The organism is Dietzia sp. Die43 (assembly GCF_024519835.1).
Lineage (GTDB): Bacteria > Actinomycetota > Actinomycetes > Mycobacteriales > Mycobacteriaceae > Dietzia > Dietzia kunjamensis.
In genome coordinates, this window is record NZ_JALJRF010000012.1 from 16875 (window position 1) to 37571 (window position 20697).

Here is a 20697-nt window from a genome sequence, read left to right on the forward strand (position 1 = left end):
TCAGCCCTCGACGATCTCCACGGACTCGATCGTGTGCAGCGTCTGCGGCCGGCCCTGCGGGCTGCCGTCGTCCTCGATAGCGGTGACGGCGTCCATTCCGTCGGTGACGGTGCCGAAGAGGCTGTAGTCCGGCGGCAGGGAGACGCCGGAGTCGCCGGTGACGATGAAGAACTGGGAGCCGTTGGTGTCCGGTCCGGCGTTGGCCATGGCCATCGACCCGATCTCGTACTCGCCGGACTCGGGCAGCTCGTCGGCGAACTCGTATCCCGGGCCGCCGCTGCCGGTGCCCTGGGGGTCGCCGCCCTGGATCATGAAGCCGGGGATGACGCGGTGGAACGTGATGCCCTCGTAGTACTTGTTGCGGGCCAGGAACACGAAGTTGTTCACCGTCTCCGGGGCCTTCTCCTCGAGCAGGTCCACGGTGACGGGGCCGGCGTCGGTGGTGATGACGGCGGAGTAGTCGACGCCGTCGGTCAGGCACATCGGCGGGGCCGAGTCGAACGAGGTGGTGCGCTCCGCTGCGCCCTCGGCGGGCGGGCACTCGACAGCGCCCCCGGTGGACCCGCCGGACTCGCGGCCCTCGGACTGGGACGCCGCGGTCGCCCCGGTGGTCGCCGCGTCGTCGGACGGGGCGTCATCGGAGCCGCACCCGGCGAGCGCGAGGGGCGTGGCGAGGGCGAGCACCCCCAGGGCGGTGCGGACGGTCGGGCGGCGGCGGGCGGATCCGGTGAGGTGCATGGGACGAACCTACTTCTTCCGCCGGCCCGGGTGGGCCGCGGCGCGTGCTGGACTGGGCATCACGCCCCCGACGGGTACGATCGACCCGGCTTTCCTGCCCGCCGTGCGGGCAGGGCGAGGCGCAGCAAGGCTGATGAGGGCGGCCCCCGGCCGTCGGGACGGGGACTGGCACACATGGAACACCACGGCCACCACGAACTGATCGACGAGATCGAGCGGTCGGTCGTCGCGCTCTCCGCTCCACGTGGCCGGGAATGCCTCCAACGCATCATCCTGCCGCGGGCCGGTGAACCGCTCGACGTGCGCTCGCTCTACCTCGCCGAGGCGCCCACCAACGTCCGGCGCGCGCACTCCTCCGCCCGGACCTCCCTGCGGATCGGGGCCGACTCCGAGGTCTCGTTCGCCACCTACTTCAACGCGTTCGCCGCGGCGTACTGGCGGCGCTGGTCCGTCCTCGGCGAGGTCGTCCTCCGGTTGACGGTGCGCGGTTCCGGGCGCGTGGACCTGTACCGCTCCAAGATCGACGGCTCGCGGATCGCGGTCACCGGTGACGTCGTCGGCGAACCGGGCCGCGCCGACCAGGTGACGACGGTCGAGTTCGTCTGCGACCTGGGCCCGTTCGAGGACGGCGGCTGGATCTGGTTCGACCTCACCTCCGACACGGACGTGGAGTTGCTCGCCGGCGGGTGGTACTCCTCGGTCGACGCACCGCCCACGCGTCCCGACGCCCGCCCGGACGGCACGCCCGACCCGGCCGTACAGGTGCCCAACGACCGGCGGGTCACCGTCGGCATCCCCACGTTCAACCGGCCCGGCGACGCGGTGGCCGCGCTGCGGGCACTGACCTCCGATCCCGAGGTCGACGCCGTGATCGACGCCGTCCTCATGCCCGACCAGGGCGACCGCAAGGTCCGCGACGAGCCCGGCTTCGCGGAGGCGGCGGAGTTCCTCGGGGACCGACTCCACATCTTCGACCAGCCCAACCTCGGCGGCTCGGGCGGCTACAGCCGCATCATGTACGAGGCGCGCAGGCTGACCGATTCCCCGTACATCCTGTACATGGACGACGACATCGAGATCGAGCCCGACTCGATCCTGCGGGCCCTGGCGTTCGGACGCTTCTCCACGGTCCCGATGCTGGTCGGCGGGCAGATGCTCAACCTGCAGGAACGCAGCCACCTGCACACCATGGGCGAGGTGGTGGGCGCCCACGACTTCATGTGGACCGCCGCCCCGCACGCGGACTACGACTACGACTTCTCGCGCTACCAGCTGACGGACCGCGAGAACCCCAAGCCGCTGCACCGCCGCATCGACGTGGACTACAACGGCTGGTGGATGTGCCTCATCCCGCGCGTGGTCGCCGAGAAGATCGGGCAGCCGCTCCCGCTGTTCATCAAGTGGGACGACGCCGAATACGGGCTGCGCGCGCGGCAGGCCGGCCATCCCACCGTCACCATGCCGGGCGTGGCGATCTGGCACATGGCGTGGTCGGACAAGGACGACGCGATCGACTGGCAGGCCTACTTCCACCTGCGCAACCGCCTGGTGGTGGCGTCGATGTACCACGACGGCGACCACAGGGGCATCATGCAGTCCAGCCTCAAGGCGCTGGTCAAGCACCTGGTGTGCCTCGAGTACTCGACGGTCGCCATCCAGATCGAGGCCATCCGGGACTTCCTGAGGGGGCCGGAGGCCCTGTACGAACTGCTGCCCACCGCGCTGCCCAAGGTGCGCGCGATGCGGGCGGAGTTCCCCGACGCGGTGGTCATCCCGTCGGCCGTCGACCTGCCCGCACCGTCGGGTGGCCCGGCGGGCATCCACTCCGAGCCGAGGGGCCCGGTCCGCAAGGCGGTGGCGCTGGCGCGGGGCCTTGCCCACACCCTGAGCAGGGACGACAAGACGCACCACGAGGTGCCGCAGGCGAACTTCCCGCCGATCGAGGCCCGCTGGTACTCGCTCAGCAGGGTCGACGGCGCGACCGTCACCACCGCCGACGGTCGCGGGGTCGTCTACCGCAAGCGCGACCGCGACCTCGCCGCCGCCCTGTTCAAGGAGTCGGCCGCCGTGCACCGTGAGCTGTTCCGCCGGTTCCCGGAGATGCGCCGCCGCTACCGCGACGCCCACGCCGATCTCGTGACCAAGGAGGCCTGGGGCCGTGTCTTCGAATCCTGATCCGGTGGTGTCCGATCCCGCCGTGGAGATCCCCGTACCGACCGGCGAGGTCCGGTTGCTGGCGGCGATCCAGCGTCAGCTGTTGGCCGTGCCCGGTTCCCGGGAGGCGGCCGTGACGCTATCGCATGTCGGCGAGCACGCGCTGGGTTGGATGGCGGTCGCGGCAACGGGAATGGCCGTCGATCCGGCCCGCCGCGGTCGGTGGGCGATGGTCGGCCTCGGCAGCGTCGGCGCCCATGCCACCTCCGTCGTCGTCAAGCGCGTCATCCGTCGGCGGCGCCCGGACCACCCCGCGGTGACCGTCGGCGTCGGTACCCCCTCCAAGCTCAGTTTCCCGTCGTCCCACGCCACGTCGACCACCGCGTTCGCGCTGCTCGCGGGGTCGGTGGTCGGGGTCCCGGTGGCGCCGGCGCTCGTGCCGGTCATGCTGGCGTCGAGGTTGGTGCTGGGAGTCCACTACCCTTCGGATGTGTTCGCCGGAGCCGCGGTCGGCGCGGGCTGCGCTGCGCTCACCCGCGCCGTGTGGCCCTCGGCCGCCGTCCAGAGCGTGCTGCCCGAGACACTGCGCGACGGCGCGGCGGGCCCAGGCGTCACCCAGAACCGCGAGGAGAAGCGATGACCGATCAGTCCGGAGCGCCGGTGACCCGGGGCGGGGCAGACCACCACCTCCTCGGCGCCGAACCGCACACCGCCAACGAGATCGACGACATCGCCGAGGCGGAGGAGGATGCCAAGGGCGCGCCGCCCAAGAACCTCCTCGACGGCATGGTCAAGGCGCTCCGGCCGCGTCAGTGGGTCAAGAACGTCCTCGTCATCGCCGCGCCCGCGGCGGCCGGGTCCCAGACCCTCACCGACGGCAGCGTCCTGTTCTCGGTGTTCATCGCGTTCGTGGCGTTCTGCATGGCCGCCTCGAGCGTGTACCTCATCAACGACGCGTTGGACGTCGAGGCCGACCGCGCCCACCCGACCAAGCGGTTCCGCCCCATCGCGGCGGGCGTCCTGCCCGTGGGGTTGGCGTACGGCATGGCGGTGGTACTCATCATCGCGTCGATCGCGATCTCGGTGCTGCTGGCGCACCCGGCCCTGGCGATCGTCGTGGCCGTGTACATCGTCCTGCAGCTCATGTACTGCTTCGGGCTCAAGCACCAGCCGGTGCTCGACATCGCGTTCGTCTCCTCCGGCTTCCTGCTGCGCGCGGTCGCCGGTGGCGCGGCCGCCGAGGTCGACATCTCGCAGTGGTTCCTGCTGGTCATGGCGTTCGGTTCGCTGTTCATGGCCGCCGGCAAGCGCTACGCCGAGCTGAGCCTGCACCTGAAGACCGGCGCCAAGATCCGCAAGGCGTTGGAGAGTTACACCCCCACCTACCTGCGGTTCGTCTGGACGCTCTCGGCGACGGTGCTCGTGCTCTGCTACGCCCTGTGGGCGTACGACCGCGGCTCCGACCCGACGCAGCCGAACGGGGCGGCGATCTGGCTGCAGATCTCGATCGTGCCGTTCACCATCGCCGTCCTGCGCTACGCGGTCGACGTCGACGCCGCGCAGGCCGGCGAGCCCGAGGACATCGCCCTCGGAGACCGCGTCCTGCAGGTCCTCGCGGCGCTGTGGGTTCTCACCGTCGTGATCGGCGTCTACATCGTCCCGTCGATCGCCTGAGTCCGGCGGACGGACGATGTCGCAGGTGACGGCGGCGCGCCGGTTCGGGCGCACCGGGACGGTCTTCTGGACCGGGGTCGTGGTGGTGGTGGCGGTCTTCTTCGCCGGCGCCTGGCAGCGTCGGTGGATCGCCGACGACGGCCTCATCGTCCTGCGCACCGTCCGCAACCTCATCGCCGGCAACGGCCCGGTGTTCAACGCGGGGGAGCGGGTCGAGTCCAACACCTCCACGCTGTGGACGTACCTCATCTACGGCGTCCACGAGATCGTGGGGTACCGGCTCGAACTGGTCGTCCTGGGTGTGGCGCTCACGCTGAGCATGCTCGCGGTGGTGTTCGCGATGCTGGGCACCCACGTGATGTACCGCGGCACCGGCCGCGCACCCGCCGGTGGGCCGATGGTGCTGCTGCCATTCGGCGTGCTGGTCTACGTGATGCTGCCCCCGGCCCGCGACTTCGCCACCTCGGGTCTCGAGACGGGCCTGGTCATCTGTTGGATCGGCGCCATGTGGCTGGGGTTGCAGCTGTGGGCGCGGGCGCCCCATCGTGAGGGCCGGTTCGGCCTGCCCACCCCGGGCACGGCCGCGATCGCCTTCCTCGCCGGGCTCGGCCCCCTGGTCCGCCCCGAGATGGCGCTGGCCGCAGCGGCGTTCCTGGCGCTGATGGCCGTCGCCCACCAGTCGTGGCGTCACCTCGGGTGGTTGGTGGTGATCGCCGGCGCGGTCCCGGTGGTCTACCAGGTATGGCGGATGTCGTTCTACGCGCTGCCGTACCCGCTCACGGCCGTGGCCAAGGACGCCGGCGGGTCGAAGTGGGACAAGGGCGCCGAGTACCTGTGGAACCTGCTGTCGCCGTACGTCCTGCTGGTGCCGCTGGCCGCCGTGCTCGTCGCGGGAATGGTCGCCCTCTGGGCCCGCCTCGCCCCCCGCCCCGGAAATCCGCTATTCCCGCTCCGGATCCGCTACCCGGATTGGAGTAGCAGATCCGGAGGGACGATAGCGGATCCGCGGGGCGCCGATGGTGGCGCCGCCGATGGTGGCGGCGATGGCGGGGGCGCCGACGACCACGACGCCGACGACCACGACGACGACGAGGGCGGTCGCCTGCCGCGGCTGCGCCGCCGGGCCCGCTCCACCCCGGTCGTCACGATCGTGTTCCTCGTGGTGGCACTGGTGATGCTGCTCTACGTCATCCGCGTCGGCGGCGACTTCATGCACGGCCGCGTGCTGCTGCCGTCTCTGTTCCTCCTGCTCCTGCCGGTCTCGGTGGTGCCCCTCCCCGTCGGTCCCGCCAGCGGGTCCGCGGAGGCCTCGGTGCGCCGGGTGGCGGTCCCGGCGATCGCGGCCGCGTGGCTCGTCGTCGTCGGCTGGGCGGTGACCGTCCAGGTCACCGAGAACCCGTTCCGGGAGGAACCGGAGTCGATCACGTCGGCGGGGATCGTCGACGAGCGCCAGTTCTACATCCAGCGGACCGGGCACAGGCACCCGTTGCTCGCCGAGGACTATCTGGACTTCCCCCGGATGCGGGCCCTGGTGAACGACGTCACCCGGAACCGGACCGGCGCGGTATTCCTCCCGGTGCCGGGGTTCCAGGACCGGTGGGACGTGGTGTCCTACGACCGACCGATGCCCGGGTTGGCACCGTTCGAGCTGCCGGAGGAGCCCCTCAAGACGGTGGTGTTCCTCAACCTCGGCATGACCAGCATGAACCTGCCGCTCGACGTGGACGTCTACGACACCGTCGGGCTCGCCTCGCCGCTGGCCGCGCACACGGACCGTATGGAGGACGGCCGGATCGGGCATGACAAGTTCCTGCCGTACGACTGGGTGCTCGCGCGCACCGGAGTCGTGGAGGACCCGGTCAACTTCCCGCGGTGGATCGACGTCAACTGGGTGAACCAGGCCGAGGTCGCGCTCCAGTGTCCCGCCACGCAGGCACTCATCGAGTCCTACACGGCCCCGTTGACCCTCGAGAGGCGCTGGTCCAACGTGGTGAATGCATTCTCATACGCCGAGTACAGGATCAACAGAATCCCTGCGTACGAGGTCCAGAGGTGCGGGCTGCCGATGCCGGAGGAAGTGGAGAAGTATCAGGGCACTCGGTAGTGTTGCGCACGCTGTTGTCTCGAAACGGTAACAGTCGGGGGTCGAAATGGTCCCCGACCTGTAACACCTGCCCCAAAGTGCGCGACAGTATCGATGAACTCGATGTCGCAGTTCCGGTCCTCCCCCTGGTGGGGCCGGTCCGATGAACGTCACCGATGCCCTCCCGGGCACCAGGAACGAACAAAGGAACACACGAATGTCCCACTCCACCCTCCGGCGCAGGTTCGCCGCCGGGCTCACCGCACTGGCGACGGCCGCAGGGCTCGTCGTCGGCGCCCCGGCCCTGGCCGGTGCCCAGGCGACCGAGCAGGGCTCGTCGGCCAGCCTCGGGTCCGCGGGCTCGGCTGCCGCGCCGCCCGCCGCCCCCGCGTTCCGGCCGGCCGGTGGTGACGAGAACCCGGTGGGCTTCCGTAACTGGCTGCGTCCCGGCTGCCAGTGGGACCCGGTCGCCTCCTGGGTCCAGCTGTGCAACGTCTACTCGCCGGCCATGAAGCGGGACATCAAGGTCCAGGTCCAGCCGGCCCGCTTCGGCGGCAACGCCGGTCTGTACCTGCTCGACGGGCTGCGCGCCCGTGACGACTGGAACGCGTGGACCCACGACGCCCAGGCCCAGCGCATCTTCCTGCAGGACAACATCACCCTGGTCATGCCCGTCGGCGGCCAGGTGTCCTTCTACTCCGACTGGGAGCGGCCCATCAACCTGGGCGGCAACCTGCTCGAGTACAAGTACGAGACGTTCCTGACCGAGGAGCTCCCCGGCTACCTGCAGGCCCACTTCGGCGTGGCCCCGAACAACAACGCCGTCGCCGGCCTGTCGATGGGCGGCTCCGCGGCCGCGACGCTCGCCGCCAAGCATCCCGACCAGTTCAAGCAGGTCTCGGTGTTCTCCGGCTACATGAACCCCACGGCCCCGGGCATGTACACCATGATCCCGCTGGCGATGTTCGACCAGTGCAAGTGCGACCCGTTCGCCATGTGGGGTCTGCCGGGCTCGCCGAAGTGGGGCGAGCACGACCCGCTGCTCAACGCCGCCAAGCTGCGCGACATCCCGATGTACGTGACCGCCGGGTCCGCCATCCCGGGCCGGTACGACCAGCCCTCCAGCCTGCAGTCCGTGTTCAACACGTTCAACGGCATCATCCTCGAGGGCCTGTCCCGCGGCTCGACGCTGGCGTTCCAGAACACCATGAACGCCGCGCCGAACAAGGCCACGTTCGAGTACCGCACCACCGGCATCCACGGCTGGGGTTACTGGAACGACGACCTCATCGCGGCCCGCTCGGCGCAGATCCTCGACGTGATGGACGCCCACGCGTGGTGATCGCGCAGAGTTAGCCGACGAATCGGACTCCCGTCAGCGAGTCCTCACCCGTCACACCGGGGCCCCGCGCGTAGATTCTCGTGCGGGGCCCCGGTCGCATCTGACCACCGGGTTCGGCCGCGGGAGGGGAACCCGCGGGCGCACCACGGACCCGGGCTCCGGATACATGTGGCGCGGGTCGTTCTGACGCGCGCCCACTAACTATTCGGCGAGACGACGCGGCAAGGAAGAGAACAACACATGGCGACCCCCAGCTCAGACGCGAGCCCCCGGCACCGGTGGGCGTCCCTCCTCGCGGCTCCCCTCGTGGCGTCCGTGGTGGGTTCCGGTCTCGTCCTCCCGCCCGTCGCGGCGGCACAGGAGACGCCGTCCCGGCCGACCCCGGGGCAGACGAGCCCGGCGGAGAGCCCGGCGCGGTCGACCCCCGCGGAGAGTCCCGCCACTGCGCCCGAGGCGCCGACCCTGCGCGTGCCGTCGACGCCGCCGTCCGGTGTCCGGCTCGACAAGGTCGAGTGGAAGTCCGCCAACCGGGTGGCACTCTGGGTCCGGTCACCAGCCATGGAGCAGGCGATCCAGGTGCAGCTCATGCTCCCGGCCCAGTGGAACGCCGACCCCGAGCGCACCTACCCGTCCCTGCTCCTGCTCGACGGGCTGCGGGCCCGCGACGACGCCAGCGGCTGGACGCTCGAGACCAAGATCTCGCAGTTCTTCGACGCCAAGAACGCCGTCATCGTCCTGCCGATCGGTGGAGAGTCGAGCTTCTACACGGACTGGGTCTCCGACGCCAAGGGCTCGGCGTACCAGTGGGAGACGTTCCTCATGCAGGAACTGCCGCCGCTACTGGCCCGCGACTGGCGGGTGGGGGACAAGCACGGCGTCGCCGGACTGTCCATGGGCGGAACGGCCGCGATGATGCTGGCCCAGCGTTACCCGGATCACTTCGACTTCGCCGCCAGCTACTCGGGCTTCCTCGACACCACCAGCTTCGGGATGCCCGAGGCGGTCAAGGTGGCCATGCAGGACGCCGGCGGCTACCCGGCCGAGAGCATGTGGGGCCCGCTCGGGTCCCGGCGCTGGCAGGAACAGGACCCGAAGCTCCACACCGAGAAGATGCGCGGGCAGAGCGTCTACGTCTCCGCCGGCAGCGGCAACACCGGGCCCTGGGACCAGCCGTCCGGCCTGCCGGACATCCCGACCAACTTCCCCGGCTACGGCCTCGAGCTGCTCTCGCGGATGACCACGCAGACCTTCGTCAACCGGGCCCGCGCCGCCGGGGTCGAGGTCACCGCCAATTTCCGCCCGTCCGGCACGCACACTTGGCCGTACTGGCAGTTCGAGATGACCCAGGCATGGCCGCAGTTCGCGACGGCGGTGGGGATCGAGAACGTCGAGAAGCCGTGCGCGGCGAGTGGCGACATCGCACGCCTCGCCGAGCGGCAGCCCGGCCTGGGGCCGTGTCTGACCGGCGAGTACGACGTCCGCGGCGGCAAGGCCACCGACTTCCGCTTCGGCCGCGCCTTCTGGTCGCAGGGGACCGGGGCCCACTCGGTCCTCGGCGCGATCGGCGCGGCCTACCAGGCCGAGGGCGGCCCCGACGGGGTGCTCGGGCTGCCGACCTCGGGCGAGACCACCACCCCGGACGGCCGCGGCCGGTTCTCCACCTTCCAGAACGGCGTCATCTACTGGTCGCCCACCACCGGGTCGCACGCCGTCCGCGGTGGCATCCGGGCGATGTGGCAGGAGCGCGGCACCGAGCGCGGCGAGCTCGGCTACCCGACCACAGACGAGATCACCAACCCCAACAAGCCGGGTGTCGTCCAGGGCTTCCAGGGCGGGACCGTCTACTGGTCCGAGGAGACGGGCCCGAAGGTCGTCGAGGGCAAGATCCTCGAGACCTATCGCGAGGCCGGCGCCGAGAACTCCGAGCTGGGTTACCCGACCACCGACGAGATCGCCCTGAGCACCCGGGACGGCGCGTTCAGCCGGTTCCAGGGCGGGTACATCTACTGGTCCCCGCGCACCGGGGCCCACGTGGTCCCCCGTGGGCCGGTGTTCGACGCCTGGGGCACGGTCGACTACGAACGCGGGCGGCTCGGCTACCCGACCGGCCCGCTGCGCACCACGAGGGACGGTCAGGAGATGGAGTTCGAGGGCGGCCGCATCACCGTGAGCGGTGGCCGGGCGGAGATCTCGTCGTGAGAACCCGGTTGGCGACGCTGACCGCCGCGCTGCTCGTCGGCGGTGGGATGCTCACCGCCTGCGGCGGAGGGGACTCGACGGTCTCCGGCGTGCCCGACTCCGAGACGCTGGCCCCGCCCCCGGGCGGCAGCGGATCACCCGGGGTGTCGCGCGTTCCCGCGACGGAGGATTCCGGCCGCTATACGGAGGCGCCCGCACCCGTCGATCCGGACGCCTCCGGGTACACCGCCCCGGCCGTCGGCGCGCGGGAGCGCGGGTATCTCGCGGCGCTGGAGAGCGAGGGCATCGACACCGCGGACCTCTCCGACTCGCTCGTCGCCGCCGGCAACACCATCTGCCGCATCCGGACGACCGGGGGCGCCGCCGACGAGACGACGACGATCGCCGACGCGGTCGCCGGTCAGATCTCGGCGGGCGGGTACTCGGATCGCGAGGTCGACGAGCTCTCCCGCGTCGTGGTGGACGCCTCGGCGGGCCAGCTCTGTCCGTAGTCCGACGAATGCACACAGCGCCGCGGCGCCCGGTCCGGCAGGACCCGGCCCGCGTCGCCCCGGGGTGAGACGGGACACCCTCCCGGTGCTCCCGGAACCCGCAGCGCCACCGGGGCGTTGACCGGTCGTCGGCCACCCGCCCCAGTCGAGCGGGGAGGCCGGGAAGGAGTTCGTATCGTGGCTCGCGGAATGCGTCGTGGGAGAGGCCGTCGTCTCGGGTGCTCGTTGGGGGCACTCGTGCTGGTGGTCCTGCTGGTGCTGGGCATCGGATGGTGGATCGGGAATCGTGGGCTGCCCACGGGTCCCGACGGGCCCCTGCCCGGCCCGGGGGAGCCGGAGCTGACCCAGCCCGCGGACTGTCCGGACGTGGAGATGGTCGCCGTGCCGGGGACCTGGGAGAGCAGCCCCACCGACGACCCGTACAACCCGGGTTTCCTGCCCAACGCCCTGCTGAGGACGATTACCGACCCGCTGAGCGAGCAGTACCCGGACGACCGGCTCGAGGTGTTCACCGTCCCCTACGTGGCCCAGTTCAGGAACCCGCAGGCGCCCAACGAGATCCCCTACGACCAGAGCCGGGCGGAGGGCACCGAGAGGGCCCGCGCCGAGCTCGCCGCCACGCACGAGCGGTGCCCGTACACGTCGTTCGTGCTCCTGGGCTTCTCCCAGGGTGCGGTGATCGCGGGTGACCTCACCAGCGAGATCGGTACCGGCAACGGGCCGGTGCCCGCCGACCTGGTCCGGGGATCGGTCCTCATCGCCGACGGCCGCCGCGTGCCGGGCCAGGGTCAGTCGCCGGGGTTGTCGCCCGGAAACGGGCAGGGGATGGAGATTTCCCTACAGCCGGCCACCGGGCTCACCCAGCTCATCGCCGGCGCCACCATGACCGGGCCCCGCCCGGGTGGCTTCGGCGAACTCGGCGACAGGACCGCCCAGATCTGCGACTCCCGAGACCTGATCTGCAACGCCCCGCTCAACGTCGTGGACGGCGCCGCCCGGTTCCAGGAGTTCGTCGCCAACAACGCGATCCACGCCATGTACGCGACCAACCCGGACGTGATCGAGGGGACGACGGTCCCGGAGTGGACGATCGGGCACGTGCGTGAGCTCGTCGACGCCGCCCCGGAGATCGCCCACGGGTGACCCGTCCACGCCTCCCGAGGGCTCGGCCTGCGACACGCCTGACGAGCCGGATGATTCGGAGTTCGGATGCGCTCTGGGGCACGCTGTAGGATCGACCAAGCTTGTCGTCAGTGCACCCGGCATTTCCGTGGTCGACGACGTCGACCAACGTAAGACGGATCGGAACGGAGCAACGTGGAGTTCGAGCAGTACCACGACGCCGGTGGGGCGATCGTCATCCCTGATCGCACCACCCTTGTCGACTTCGTCGAAGCCAATGTCTCCGCCGCCCGCGAGGATCCTGCCGAGGACGGGCTGATCTACCGCTACATCGACTACTCGTCCTCCCGTGACGGCGAGGTGCACGAACTCTCATGGTCGCAGTTCGGTGACCGGCTCTACGCCATCGCCGCCCGCCTCCAGCAGGTCGCGAAGCCGGGGGACCGGGTCGCGATCCTCGCGCCGCAGGGCCTCGACTACATCGTGTCGTTCTTCGCGGCCATCCACGCCGGGCTCATCGCGGTGCCCCTGTTCGACCCCGATGAGCCCGGTCACCACGACCGCCTCCACGCGGTCCTGGCGGACTGCACGCCCGCGGTCATCCTCACCTCGACCGACTCCGCGGCCGGGGTCCGGACGTTGTTCCGCTCCCTGCCTGCGCGAGAGCGTCCGCGCACCGTCGCCGTCGACGCCATCCCCGCGGAGCTCGGCTCGGGGTGGACCAGACCGGATCTCGGCGCCGACGACATCGCCTACCTGCAGTACACCTCCGGCTCGACCCGCGTACCGGCCGGTGTGGAGATCACCCACCGCAACGTGGTCACCAACGTCATGCAGCTGTTCGACGGGCTCGGGCTGACCCGCGCGTCCCGCGGGGTCACTTGGCTGCCGCTGTTCCACGACATGGGCCTGCTGACGGTGATCCTGCCCGCGATGGGCGGGGCCACCATCACGGTGATGAGCCCCCGCGCGTTCGTGCAGCGCCCGGGTCGCTGGGTCTCGCAGCTGGGCGCGATGTCGGACGGCGACGGGGTGTTCGCCGCCGCCCCCAACTTCGCGTTCGAGCACGCCGCACGCCGAGGGCTGCCGAGGGACGGCGAGACCCTCGACCTGTCGGGCGTGACCAGCATCATCAACGGTTCGGAGCCGGTCACCCCCGCCTCCATGCGTGCCTTCAACGAGGCCTTCGCGCCCTACGGGCTCGCACCGACCGTCATCAAACCGTCCTACGGGATGGCCGAGGCGACCCTGTTCGTCTCCTCGCCGCGCCGCGACGACGAGGCGATCGTCATCCACGTGGACCGGTCGGACCTCAACAAGGGCGTCATGACCGTCCTCGACCCGGCGCAGGTGGAAGGCAACGAGGACGCGATCCCGCAGGTCGCCTGCGGGTACGTCGCACCGAGCCAGTGGGCCACCATCGTCGAGGCGAACATCGACGAGGCCACGGGTGAGCACGACGGCACCGGGCGGGAGCTGCCCGAAGGGCGCGTCGGCGAGATCTGGCTGTACGGGACCAACGTCGGTCGCGCCTACTGGGGGCGCCCCGAGGAGTCGGACGCCACCTTCGGCAACCGGCTCGTCGAGTGCCTCGAGGAGGGGTCCCGCACGGTCCGGGAGTTCGGGACCGTGCCCTCCGACGCTCGATGGCTGCGCACCGGCGACTACGGCGCCTATGTGGACGGTCAGCTGTACATCACCGGCCGCGTCAAGGACCTGGTGATCGTCGCCGGCCGCAACCACTACCCGCAGGATCTCGAGAACACGGCGCAGGGCGCCTCCGATGCGCTGCGCCCCGGATTCGTCGCCGCGTTCTCGGTGCCGGCCAACCAGCTGCCGATGGAGGCGCGTAACGGCGCGGAGATCGCCGCCGATGACTCCTCGGAGACGCTCGTCGTGGTCGGCGAGCGCGCACCCGGCGCCGGCAAGGCCGACCCGGGCCCCATCGCGGACGCGGTCCGCACGGCGATCTCGGCACGTCACGGCGTCACCGCCCAGGACGTGCTGCTGGTCCCCGCCGGATCCATCCCCCGCACGTCCAGCGGCAAGATCGCGCGGCGCGCGTGCAAGGCGGCCTACGTGGACGGCACCCTGCGCGGGGGTCACCAGCAGACCGCCTTCCCGGACCTGCCGGCGCAGTAGCGTCCGCCCGGCCGGGCCGGTTCAAGCACCACGGGTGCCCCGCCGCGACGGGACACACCGGACGACACCCGAGGAAAGGCGAGCCAGGACGATGGCACAGAGCGAGATGACGGTAGTAGAGCTCCGCGAATGGATGCGGGGCTGGGTCTGCCGGGCCACCGGGCTCGACATCTCCAAGGTCACCGACGACCGCTCGCTGGAGGAATACGGCCTGTCGTCCCGCGACGCGGTGTCCCTGTCCGCCGATCTCGAGGACCTCATCGGTCGACCACTCGACGCGACCGTCGCCTACCAGCACCCCACCATCGCCTCGCTGGCCGAGTACGTCGTCAACGGACCGGTCGAATCCGAGGCGCCCACCGATTTCCACACGTTCCGTGACCGCGGCGCGGGCATGGAGTTCGACGTGGCCGTGATCGGGTTCGCCACCCGCTTCCCCGGCGGCGCCGACACCCCGGAGGCGACCTGGGAGCTACTCGCCTCCGGTCGGGACGCCACCACCCCCCGCCCGGCGACCCGCTGGTCCGAGTGGTCCGGCGACGCCTACGTCCAGCAGGTGCTGTCCGAGGCGCCCGATCGTGGCGGCTGGCTCGACGACGCCGAGGTCCGGGACTTCGACGCCGAGTTCTTCGGCATGAGCCCCCGCGAGGCCGAGATGGTCGACCCGCAGCAGCGGCTCGCACTCGAGCTCACCTGGGAGGCCCTGGAGAACGCCCACCTGCCCGCCAGCGACCTCAAGGGCCACGAGGTCGGCGTCTTCATGGGATCGTCCTCCAGCGACTACCAGGTGTTCCTCACCTCGGACTCCGCTGCGGCCTCGCCGTACGCGGTCACCGGCGCCTCCAACTCGATCATCTCGAACCGGGTCTCGTACACGTTCGACTTCCGCGGCCCGTCCATGACGCTGGACACCGCCTGCTCGACGTCCCTGGTGGCGATCCACGAGGCCGTCAACTCGCTGCGACTGCACGAATCGGACCTGGTCGTCGCCGGCGGTGTCAACATGATGCTCGCGCCCGCCGCGACCATGGGCTTCGCCAAGACCGGTGCCGCGCTCAGCCCCGACGGGCGGATCAAGGCGTTCTCGTCCGATGCCAACGGCATCTGCCGGTCGGAGGGCGGGGGAGTGTTCATCCTGAAGCGCCTGTCGGAGGCCGAACGGGACGGCAACGACATCCTCGCCGTCATCAAGGGGTCCGCCGTGAACTCGGACGGTCGCTCCAACGGTATGACCGCACCCAACCCCGACGCACAGGTCGCCGTCCTGCGCCAGGCCTACGCCGACGCCGGCGTCGACCCGCGCGAGGTCGACTACATCGAGGCGCACGGCACCGGCACCATCCTCGGGGACCCCATCGAGGCCACCGCCCTGGGCCAGGTGCTCGGCCGCGGCCGCGAGGCCGACCGCCCCACGCTGCTCGGCTCGGCCAAGACCAACTTCGGCCACATGGAGTCCGCCGCCGGGGCCGCCGGCCTCGCCAAGATCATCCTAGGGATGACCAACGACGCCCTGCCGCCGACGATCAACTTCGCGGGCCCCAACCCGTACATCGACTTCGACGCCGCGCGACTGAGCGTGGTCACGGAGACCACCGGGTGGCCGCGCTACAGCGGGCGCGCCCTGGCCGGCATCTCCGGGTTCGGGTTCGGTGGCACCAACGCGCACGTCGTGGTGGCCGAGTACCAGCCGGCGCCGGTGCGCGCGTCGGAGGAGACCACGGTCGACGAGGACTCCGTCTCCGACGTCCGGGCCGGCGAGGTCGCCACCCCTGACGCCCTTGCCGCCGAAGCCCCGGCCCCCGAGGCCCCGGCCGCCGCGACCCCGGCCGCCGCGACCCCGGCCGCCGCGGACGACATCGCACGCTGCGTGGCCGAGGCCGTGGAGCGCAACGCCGACGAGCTGGCCACCACCGGTACCTCCGTGCCCGGCGCCCCCGCGACCGTGCTCGTCGTCTCCGGTTCCCTGCCGTCGCGCCGCAAGTCCACGGCCGGTCAGATCGCGGACTGGCTCGAGGCGCAGGACGACTCGGTCGACCTGGGCGCCGTCGCCCGCACCCTCGCCACCCGCAACCACGGTCGCTCGCGCGGAGCCGTCGTGGGCCACACCCGCGATGAGCTCGTGGCGGGCCTGCGCGCGCTGGCCGCCGGCGACCCCGGTCCCGGCGTGTTCAGCGCCGACGCCCCCGCCGGCACCGGCGACGTGTGGGTGTTCTCCGGCTTCGGGTCCCAGCACCGGAAGATGGCCAAGGAGCTCTACCTGTCCAACCCGCTGTTCGCCTCGTGCCTGGACGCGGTGGACGAGCTCATCGACTTCGAGGCCGGCTACCGGATCGCGGAGTTGATCCTCGATGACTCACAGACGTACGAGCTGGAGAACTCCCAGGTCGGGATCTTCGCCATCCAGGTGGCGCTGGTCGACACCCTGCGCGCGCTCGGGGCCAAGCCCGAGGCCGTGATCGGGCATTCGATGGGTGAGGTGGCCGCGGCCTACGCGACCGGTGGCCTCGGCCTCGAGGACGCCGTCCGCGTGATCTGCGTGCGCTCGCGTCTCATGGGCGACGCCGAGGGGCAGGTCTCGGAGGATGAGGCCGGCGCGATGGCGCTGGTCGAGTACTCGGCCGAGGAGATCGCGCAGATCATCGCCGACAACCCGCAGTTCGCCTCCATCGAGCCCGCCGTCTACGCCGCGCCCACCCACACCACGGTCGGCGGCCGTGCCAAGCCCGTCGCCGACTTCGTCGCGTGGGTCGAGGAGCAGGGCAAGTTCGCCCGCCAGCTGCAGGTCCGCGGCGCCGGCCACACCTCGGACGTGGACATGCTCCTCGGTGAGCTGGCCGCGGAGATCGCGGGTCTCGAGCCGCGCGAGCTCACCTCCGGCCTGTTCTCCTCCGTCGACCGCGAGACCTTCTACCGCGCCGGTCACGAGCCGGTCCACGCGGAGGAGTACTGGGTCAAGGGCATGCGGCACTCCGTGTGGTTCACCCACGCCGTACGCAAGGCCGTCGACGCCGGGTACGTGACGTTCCTCGAGCTGGCCCCCAACCCGGTGGCCGCGATGTCGGTGGCCGCGACGTGCTTCGACGCCGGCCTCATGGAGCCCAACCTGCTCCATGCGCTCAAGCGCAAGGAGTCCGAGGCCGACACGCTCCTGCACGCCGTCGCGCAGCTGTACGTGCACGGTCACACCATCGACGTGCCCAGCGTCGTGGAGATGATCCACGGCTACGTCACGGGCCCCGGCCGGTACGCGCCGGTGCCGGGGACTGCGTGGAAGCGCCGCACCCTGTGGCCCAAGGTCACCGCCGGGGGCGGGTCGGGCGAGGGCCGGATGCCGGGCTCGCACGTCGCGCTGCCCGACGGTCGCCACGCGTGGCAGGTCCGTGCCGAGGTGGTGCCCAGCGTCGACGCGCTGATGACCGCCGCCGCGGCGTCGGTGCTCGAGGGTGTGACCCTCACCGCCGTGAACCGGCCCGGCATGCTGCCGGCCGCCGGTTCCGTGACCACCACCATGACCCCGCACCCGGGTGGCGCGTCGGTGCAGGTCCACGCCCGCGCCGGCGACGCCACCGCGGCGTTCGTGTTGGTCGCCGAGTGCGCCGTGACCGGCGGCGCCCCCATCGCCCCGGACTCCGCGCCCGAGCAGCACTACGTGTCGAGTGAGTCCGACGCGCCGGTGGTCGACGACGAGGACGACGACGACGAGGTCGACACCCGCTGGAACCCCGACTCCGGCGAAGCGATCGGTGACCGCCTGGCCCGGATCATCGGCTCCTCGATGGGATACAGCCCCGACGACCTGCCGAGGGAGCTCCCGCTGCTCGATCTCGGCCTGGATTCGCTCATGGCGGTGCGGATCAAGAACCGTGTCGAGCACGAGTTCGCCATCCCGCCGCTCGAGTTGCAGGCGATGCGCGACGCGTCGCTCGACGATGTCGCGGACATGGTGCGGTTCGCCGTCGAGAACCCGGACCGGGTCGGCGACCTGGCGGCCCAGCAGGCCCGCGGTGAGGGCGCCGTCGACGTGGCCGCGCTACGCGGTGACGCGCCGGCGTCCGAGGAGGGCTCCGGCGGCGATGACGCCTCGGTCGCCATCGCGCCGCGCGATGACACCGAGCGCATGGCGTTCGGTGCGTGGGCCGTGGTCACCGGCGCCGCGGCACCCGGCGTCACGGGCACGCTGCCCCCGGTCGACGAGCCGACCCGGGTCGCTCTCGCCGAGCGGCTCTCGGCCCGCTCGGGCGGCGAGATCACCGCCGCGCAGGTCGCCGGTGCCACGACGATCGCCGAGGTCGCGGACCTGCTCCGGCCGTTCACCGAGGTCGCGGTGGAGGGCAACATTCGCGTGCTGGCCGAGGGGTCGACCGAGGCCACCCCGCTGTTCCTCTTCCACGCCGCCGGCGGGTCGTCGTTCGTCTACGAGCCGCTGGTCGACCGACTCGGCGTGGACACCCCGGTGTACGGCGTCGAGCGCGTCGAGGGGCCGCTGGAGGAGCGGGCCGCGAGCTACCTGGACCGCATCCGCGAGATCGCGGCCGGCCGTCCGCTCGCCGTGGGGGGCTGGTCCTTCGGCGGCGCGCTGGCCGTGGAGGTGGCCCGGCAACTGCGGGCCGCTGGCGACGAGGTCGCGCTGGTGGTCCTGCTGGACACCGTGCAGCCGTCGGAGCCGATCCCCGACACCCTCGACGAGGCCGAGGCCCGGTGGCGTCGGTACTCGGAGTTCGCCAAGCGCACCTACGGGTTGGACGTGGAGGTCCCGCGGGACTTCCTGGCCGAGCACGGTGAGGACGGCGTGTTGGATATGCTGCTCGGGGCACTGGGTGCCGAGGCCAACGCCATGGGCGGCGGTGTCATCGAACACCAGCGGGCCAGCTTCGTCGACAACCGGATCCTGCAGAGCGCGGACCTGTCCACCTGGGCCGGTGTCGGCGCCGAGGTGCCGTTCGTGCTGTACCGCGCGGAGCGGATGCACGACGGGGCGATCGAGCTCGAGCCCCGCTACGCACACATCGACCCGGACGGCGGCTGGGCCCGCATCGTCGGCGACCTGGAGGTCGTCCAGCTCGACGGGGACCACCTCGCGATGGTCGACGAACCGGTGGTCGGTACCGTCGGTAAGCATCTGGCGCGTCGGCTCACCGAGCTCGACGCGGGTGTACGGAAGGGGACAGACGCGTGACGGCGAAGACCACCGCGGAGAAGCTCGCGGAACTGCGGGTCAAGACCGAGCAGGCCAAGGACCCGGGCAGCGAGCGGGCGAAGGCCCGCCGCGACGCCGCGGGGCACACCCCGCCGCGGGAGCGGATCGCACTGCTGCTCGACGCCGGCAGTTTCGTGGAGATGGGCCAGCTCGCCAAGGCGCCCGGTAGCCCGGACAACCCGTTCGGTGACGGCGTGGTCACCGGCCGCGGCACCATCGACGGCCGCCCGGTGGCCGTGTACGCGCACGACAACACGGTGTTCGGCGGGTCGGTCGGCGAGGGCTTCGGCAAGAAGGTCTGCGCCATCATGGACTTCGCGATCAAGGTCGGGTGCCCCATCATCGGCATCAACGATTCCGGTGGCGCGCGAGTCCAGGACGCCGTGACCTCGCTGGCCTACTACTCCGAGATCTCCCGGCGGCAGTATCCGGCCTCCGGGTACGTGCCCCAGATCTCGATCATGCTGGGCAAGTGCGCGGGCGGCGCCGTCTACGCCCCCGCGACCACCGACTTCGTGATCGCGGTCCAGGACCAGGCGTACATGTTCGTCACCGGGCCCGACGTGATCCGGCAGGTCACCGGCGAGGACGTCACCATGGACGAGCTCGGCTCGGCCCTGCAGCAGGCCAAGAACGGCAACGTCAACCACGTCGCCGTGAGCGAGCAAGACGCCTTCATGTACGTGCGTAACCTGCTGAGCTACCTGCCGTCCTCGGCCGCGGAGAAGGCGCCGCGGATCAACCCGGGTCTCGAGGCGGAGACCACGGAGTCGGACCGACAGCTGGACTCGATCATCCCGGACTCGGACAACGCCGCGTACGACATGCACGACGTGCTCCTGCGGATGTTCGACGACGGCGAGTTCGTGGAGACCTCCGGGCAGTTCGCGTCCAACATCATCACGGGTTTCGCCCGGGTCGACGGTGAGTCCGTCGGCGTCGTCGCCAACCAGCCCCTGCACCTGTCGGGCGCGTTGGACATCGACGCCTCGGAGAAGGCCACGCGGCACATGATGCTGTGCGACGCCTACTCGATCCCGCTGGTCTACGTGGTGGACACCCCCGGCTACCTCCCGGGCGTGCAGCAGGAGAAGCTCGGCATCATCCACCGCGGGGCCAAGATGGGTTTCGCCGTGGTGGCGGCCTCGGTCCCCAAGGTCACGTTCGTCGTCCGCAAGGCCTACGGCGGCGCGTACGCCGTGATGGGGTCCAAGAACCTGGGTGGCGACCTCAACTTCGCCTGGCCCACCGCGCGCATCGCGGTGATGGGTGCCGAGGGCGCGGTCGACCTGCTGCAGCGTCGGCAGATCGAGGAGGCGGGCCCCGAGGAGGGTCCCAAGCTCCGCAAGCAGCTCATCGACATGTACAACGAGTTCATCGCGACCCCGTACACCGCCGCCGAGCGCGGGTACATCGACGCCGTGATCGAGCCGTCGCAGACCCGCCTGGTGCTGCGCGGTGCGCTGAACCAGCTGCGGGACAAGATCAGCAACGAGCCGCCGCGTAAGCACCCCATCGCGCCCATGTGACCGCCGCGGGCGGGGTCGACTGGGCG

General features: G+C 71.1%; 12 protein-coding genes. 11 read left to right on the forward strand and 1 reads right to left on the reverse strand.

The annotated features are described in order from the left end of the window. Positions 1 to 738: a peptidylprolyl isomerase gene (locus tag NR111_RS11390; RefSeq protein WP_096906244.1), complete on the reverse strand. Its 738-nt coding sequence runs from the start codon at positions 736 to 738 to the stop codon at positions 1 to 3. 174 nt (positions 739 to 912) lie between these two features. Between NR111_RS11390 and NR111_RS11395 the strand changes: the two genes are divergently transcribed. The 11 genes from NR111_RS11395 to NR111_RS11445 all read left to right on the forward strand — a co-directional run bounded on the left by NR111_RS11395 (position 913) and on the right by NR111_RS11445 (position 20671). Beyond that, positions 913 to 2913 (forward strand): glycosyltransferase, encoded by a 2001-nt coding sequence (locus NR111_RS11395; protein WP_069388759.1) that lies wholly within the window; start codon positions 913 to 915, stop codon positions 2911 to 2913. Continuing rightward, complete coding sequence (locus NR111_RS11400; RefSeq protein ID WP_069388758.1) at positions 2897 to 3532, forward strand: phosphatase PAP2 family protein; 636 nt, start codon at positions 2897 to 2899, stop codon at positions 3530 to 3532. The genes NR111_RS11395 and NR111_RS11400 overlap by 17 nt, the downstream gene beginning before the upstream one ends. Continuing rightward, the gene (locus tag NR111_RS11405; protein WP_096906243.1) at positions 3529 to 4566 is read left to right on the forward strand and encodes a decaprenyl-phosphate phosphoribosyltransferase; all 1038 of its coding nucleotides are present in this window, start codon (positions 3529 to 3531) and stop codon (positions 4564 to 4566) included. Before NR111_RS11400 ends, NR111_RS11405 begins: the two co-directional genes overlap by 4 nt. 16 nt (positions 4567 to 4582) lie before the next feature. Then, on the forward strand, positions 4583 to 6670 hold the full coding sequence (locus NR111_RS11410; RefSeq protein ID WP_096906242.1) for an arabinosyltransferase: 2088 nt from the start codon (positions 4583 to 4585) through the stop codon (positions 6668 to 6670). 196 nt (positions 6671 to 6866) lie between these two features. After that, the gene (locus NR111_RS11415) at positions 6867 to 7991 is read left to right on the forward strand and encodes an alpha/beta hydrolase family protein (protein WP_096906241.1); all 1125 of its coding nucleotides are present in this window, start codon (positions 6867 to 6869) and stop codon (positions 7989 to 7991) included. 240 nt (positions 7992 to 8231) lie between these two features. Beyond that, a complete protein-coding gene (locus NR111_RS11420) occupies positions 8232 to 10190 on the forward strand; it encodes an alpha/beta hydrolase-fold protein (RefSeq protein ID WP_096906240.1) in 1959 nt (652 codons plus the stop codon). Beyond that, entirely contained in the window at positions 10187 to 10681 is a 495-nt protein-coding gene (locus NR111_RS11425) for a DUF732 domain-containing protein (RefSeq protein ID WP_067714813.1), read from the forward strand. Before NR111_RS11420 ends, NR111_RS11425 begins: the two co-directional genes overlap by 4 nt. 177 nt (positions 10682 to 10858) lie before the next feature. Beyond that, a complete protein-coding gene (locus tag NR111_RS11430) occupies positions 10859 to 11824 on the forward strand; it encodes a cutinase family protein (protein WP_082923820.1) in 966 nt (321 codons plus the stop codon). 174 nt (positions 11825 to 11998) lie between these two features. Continuing rightward, positions 11999 to 13945 carry a long-chain-fatty-acid--AMP ligase FadD32 gene (gene fadD32 / locus NR111_RS11435; RefSeq protein WP_096906239.1) on the forward strand — a complete coding sequence of 649 codons (1947 nt, stop codon included), beginning with the start codon at positions 11999 to 12001 and terminating at the stop codon, positions 13943 to 13945. 91 nt (positions 13946 to 14036) lie between these two features. Then, on the forward strand, positions 14037 to 19121 hold the full coding sequence (pks13, locus tag NR111_RS11440) for a polyketide synthase Pks13 (protein ID WP_256820818.1): 5085 nt from the start codon (positions 14037 to 14039) through the stop codon (positions 19119 to 19121). Continuing rightward, entirely contained in the window at positions 19118 to 20671 is a 1554-nt protein-coding gene (locus NR111_RS11445; RefSeq protein WP_069389356.1) for an acyl-CoA carboxylase subunit beta, read from the forward strand. The genes pks13 and NR111_RS11445 overlap by 4 nt, the downstream gene beginning before the upstream one ends. The last annotated feature ends 26 nt before the right edge of the window (positions 20672 to 20697 follow it).

Coding starts and splice junctions, on each gene's coding strand:
- NR111_RS11390 (WP_096906244.1), bottom strand. CDS start 738: ATGCACCTCACCGGATCCGCCCGCCGCCGCCCGACCGTCCGCACCGCC.
- NR111_RS11395 (WP_069388759.1), top strand. CDS start 913: ATGGAACACCACGGCCACCACGAACTGATCGACGAGATCGAGCGGTCG.
- NR111_RS11420 (WP_096906240.1), top strand. CDS start 8,232: ATGGCGACCCCCAGCTCAGACGCGAGCCCCCGGCACCGGTGGGCGTCC.
- pks13 (WP_256820818.1), top strand. CDS start 14,037: ATGGCACAGAGCGAGATGACGGTAGTAGAGCTCCGCGAATGGATGCGG.
- NR111_RS11405 (WP_096906243.1), top strand. CDS start 3,529: ATGACCGATCAGTCCGGAGCGCCGGTGACCCGGGGCGGGGCAGACCAC.
- NR111_RS11410 (WP_096906242.1), top strand. CDS start 4,583: ATGTCGCAGGTGACGGCGGCGCGCCGGTTCGGGCGCACCGGGACGGTC.
- NR111_RS11415 (WP_096906241.1), top strand. CDS start 6,867: ATGTCCCACTCCACCCTCCGGCGCAGGTTCGCCGCCGGGCTCACCGCA.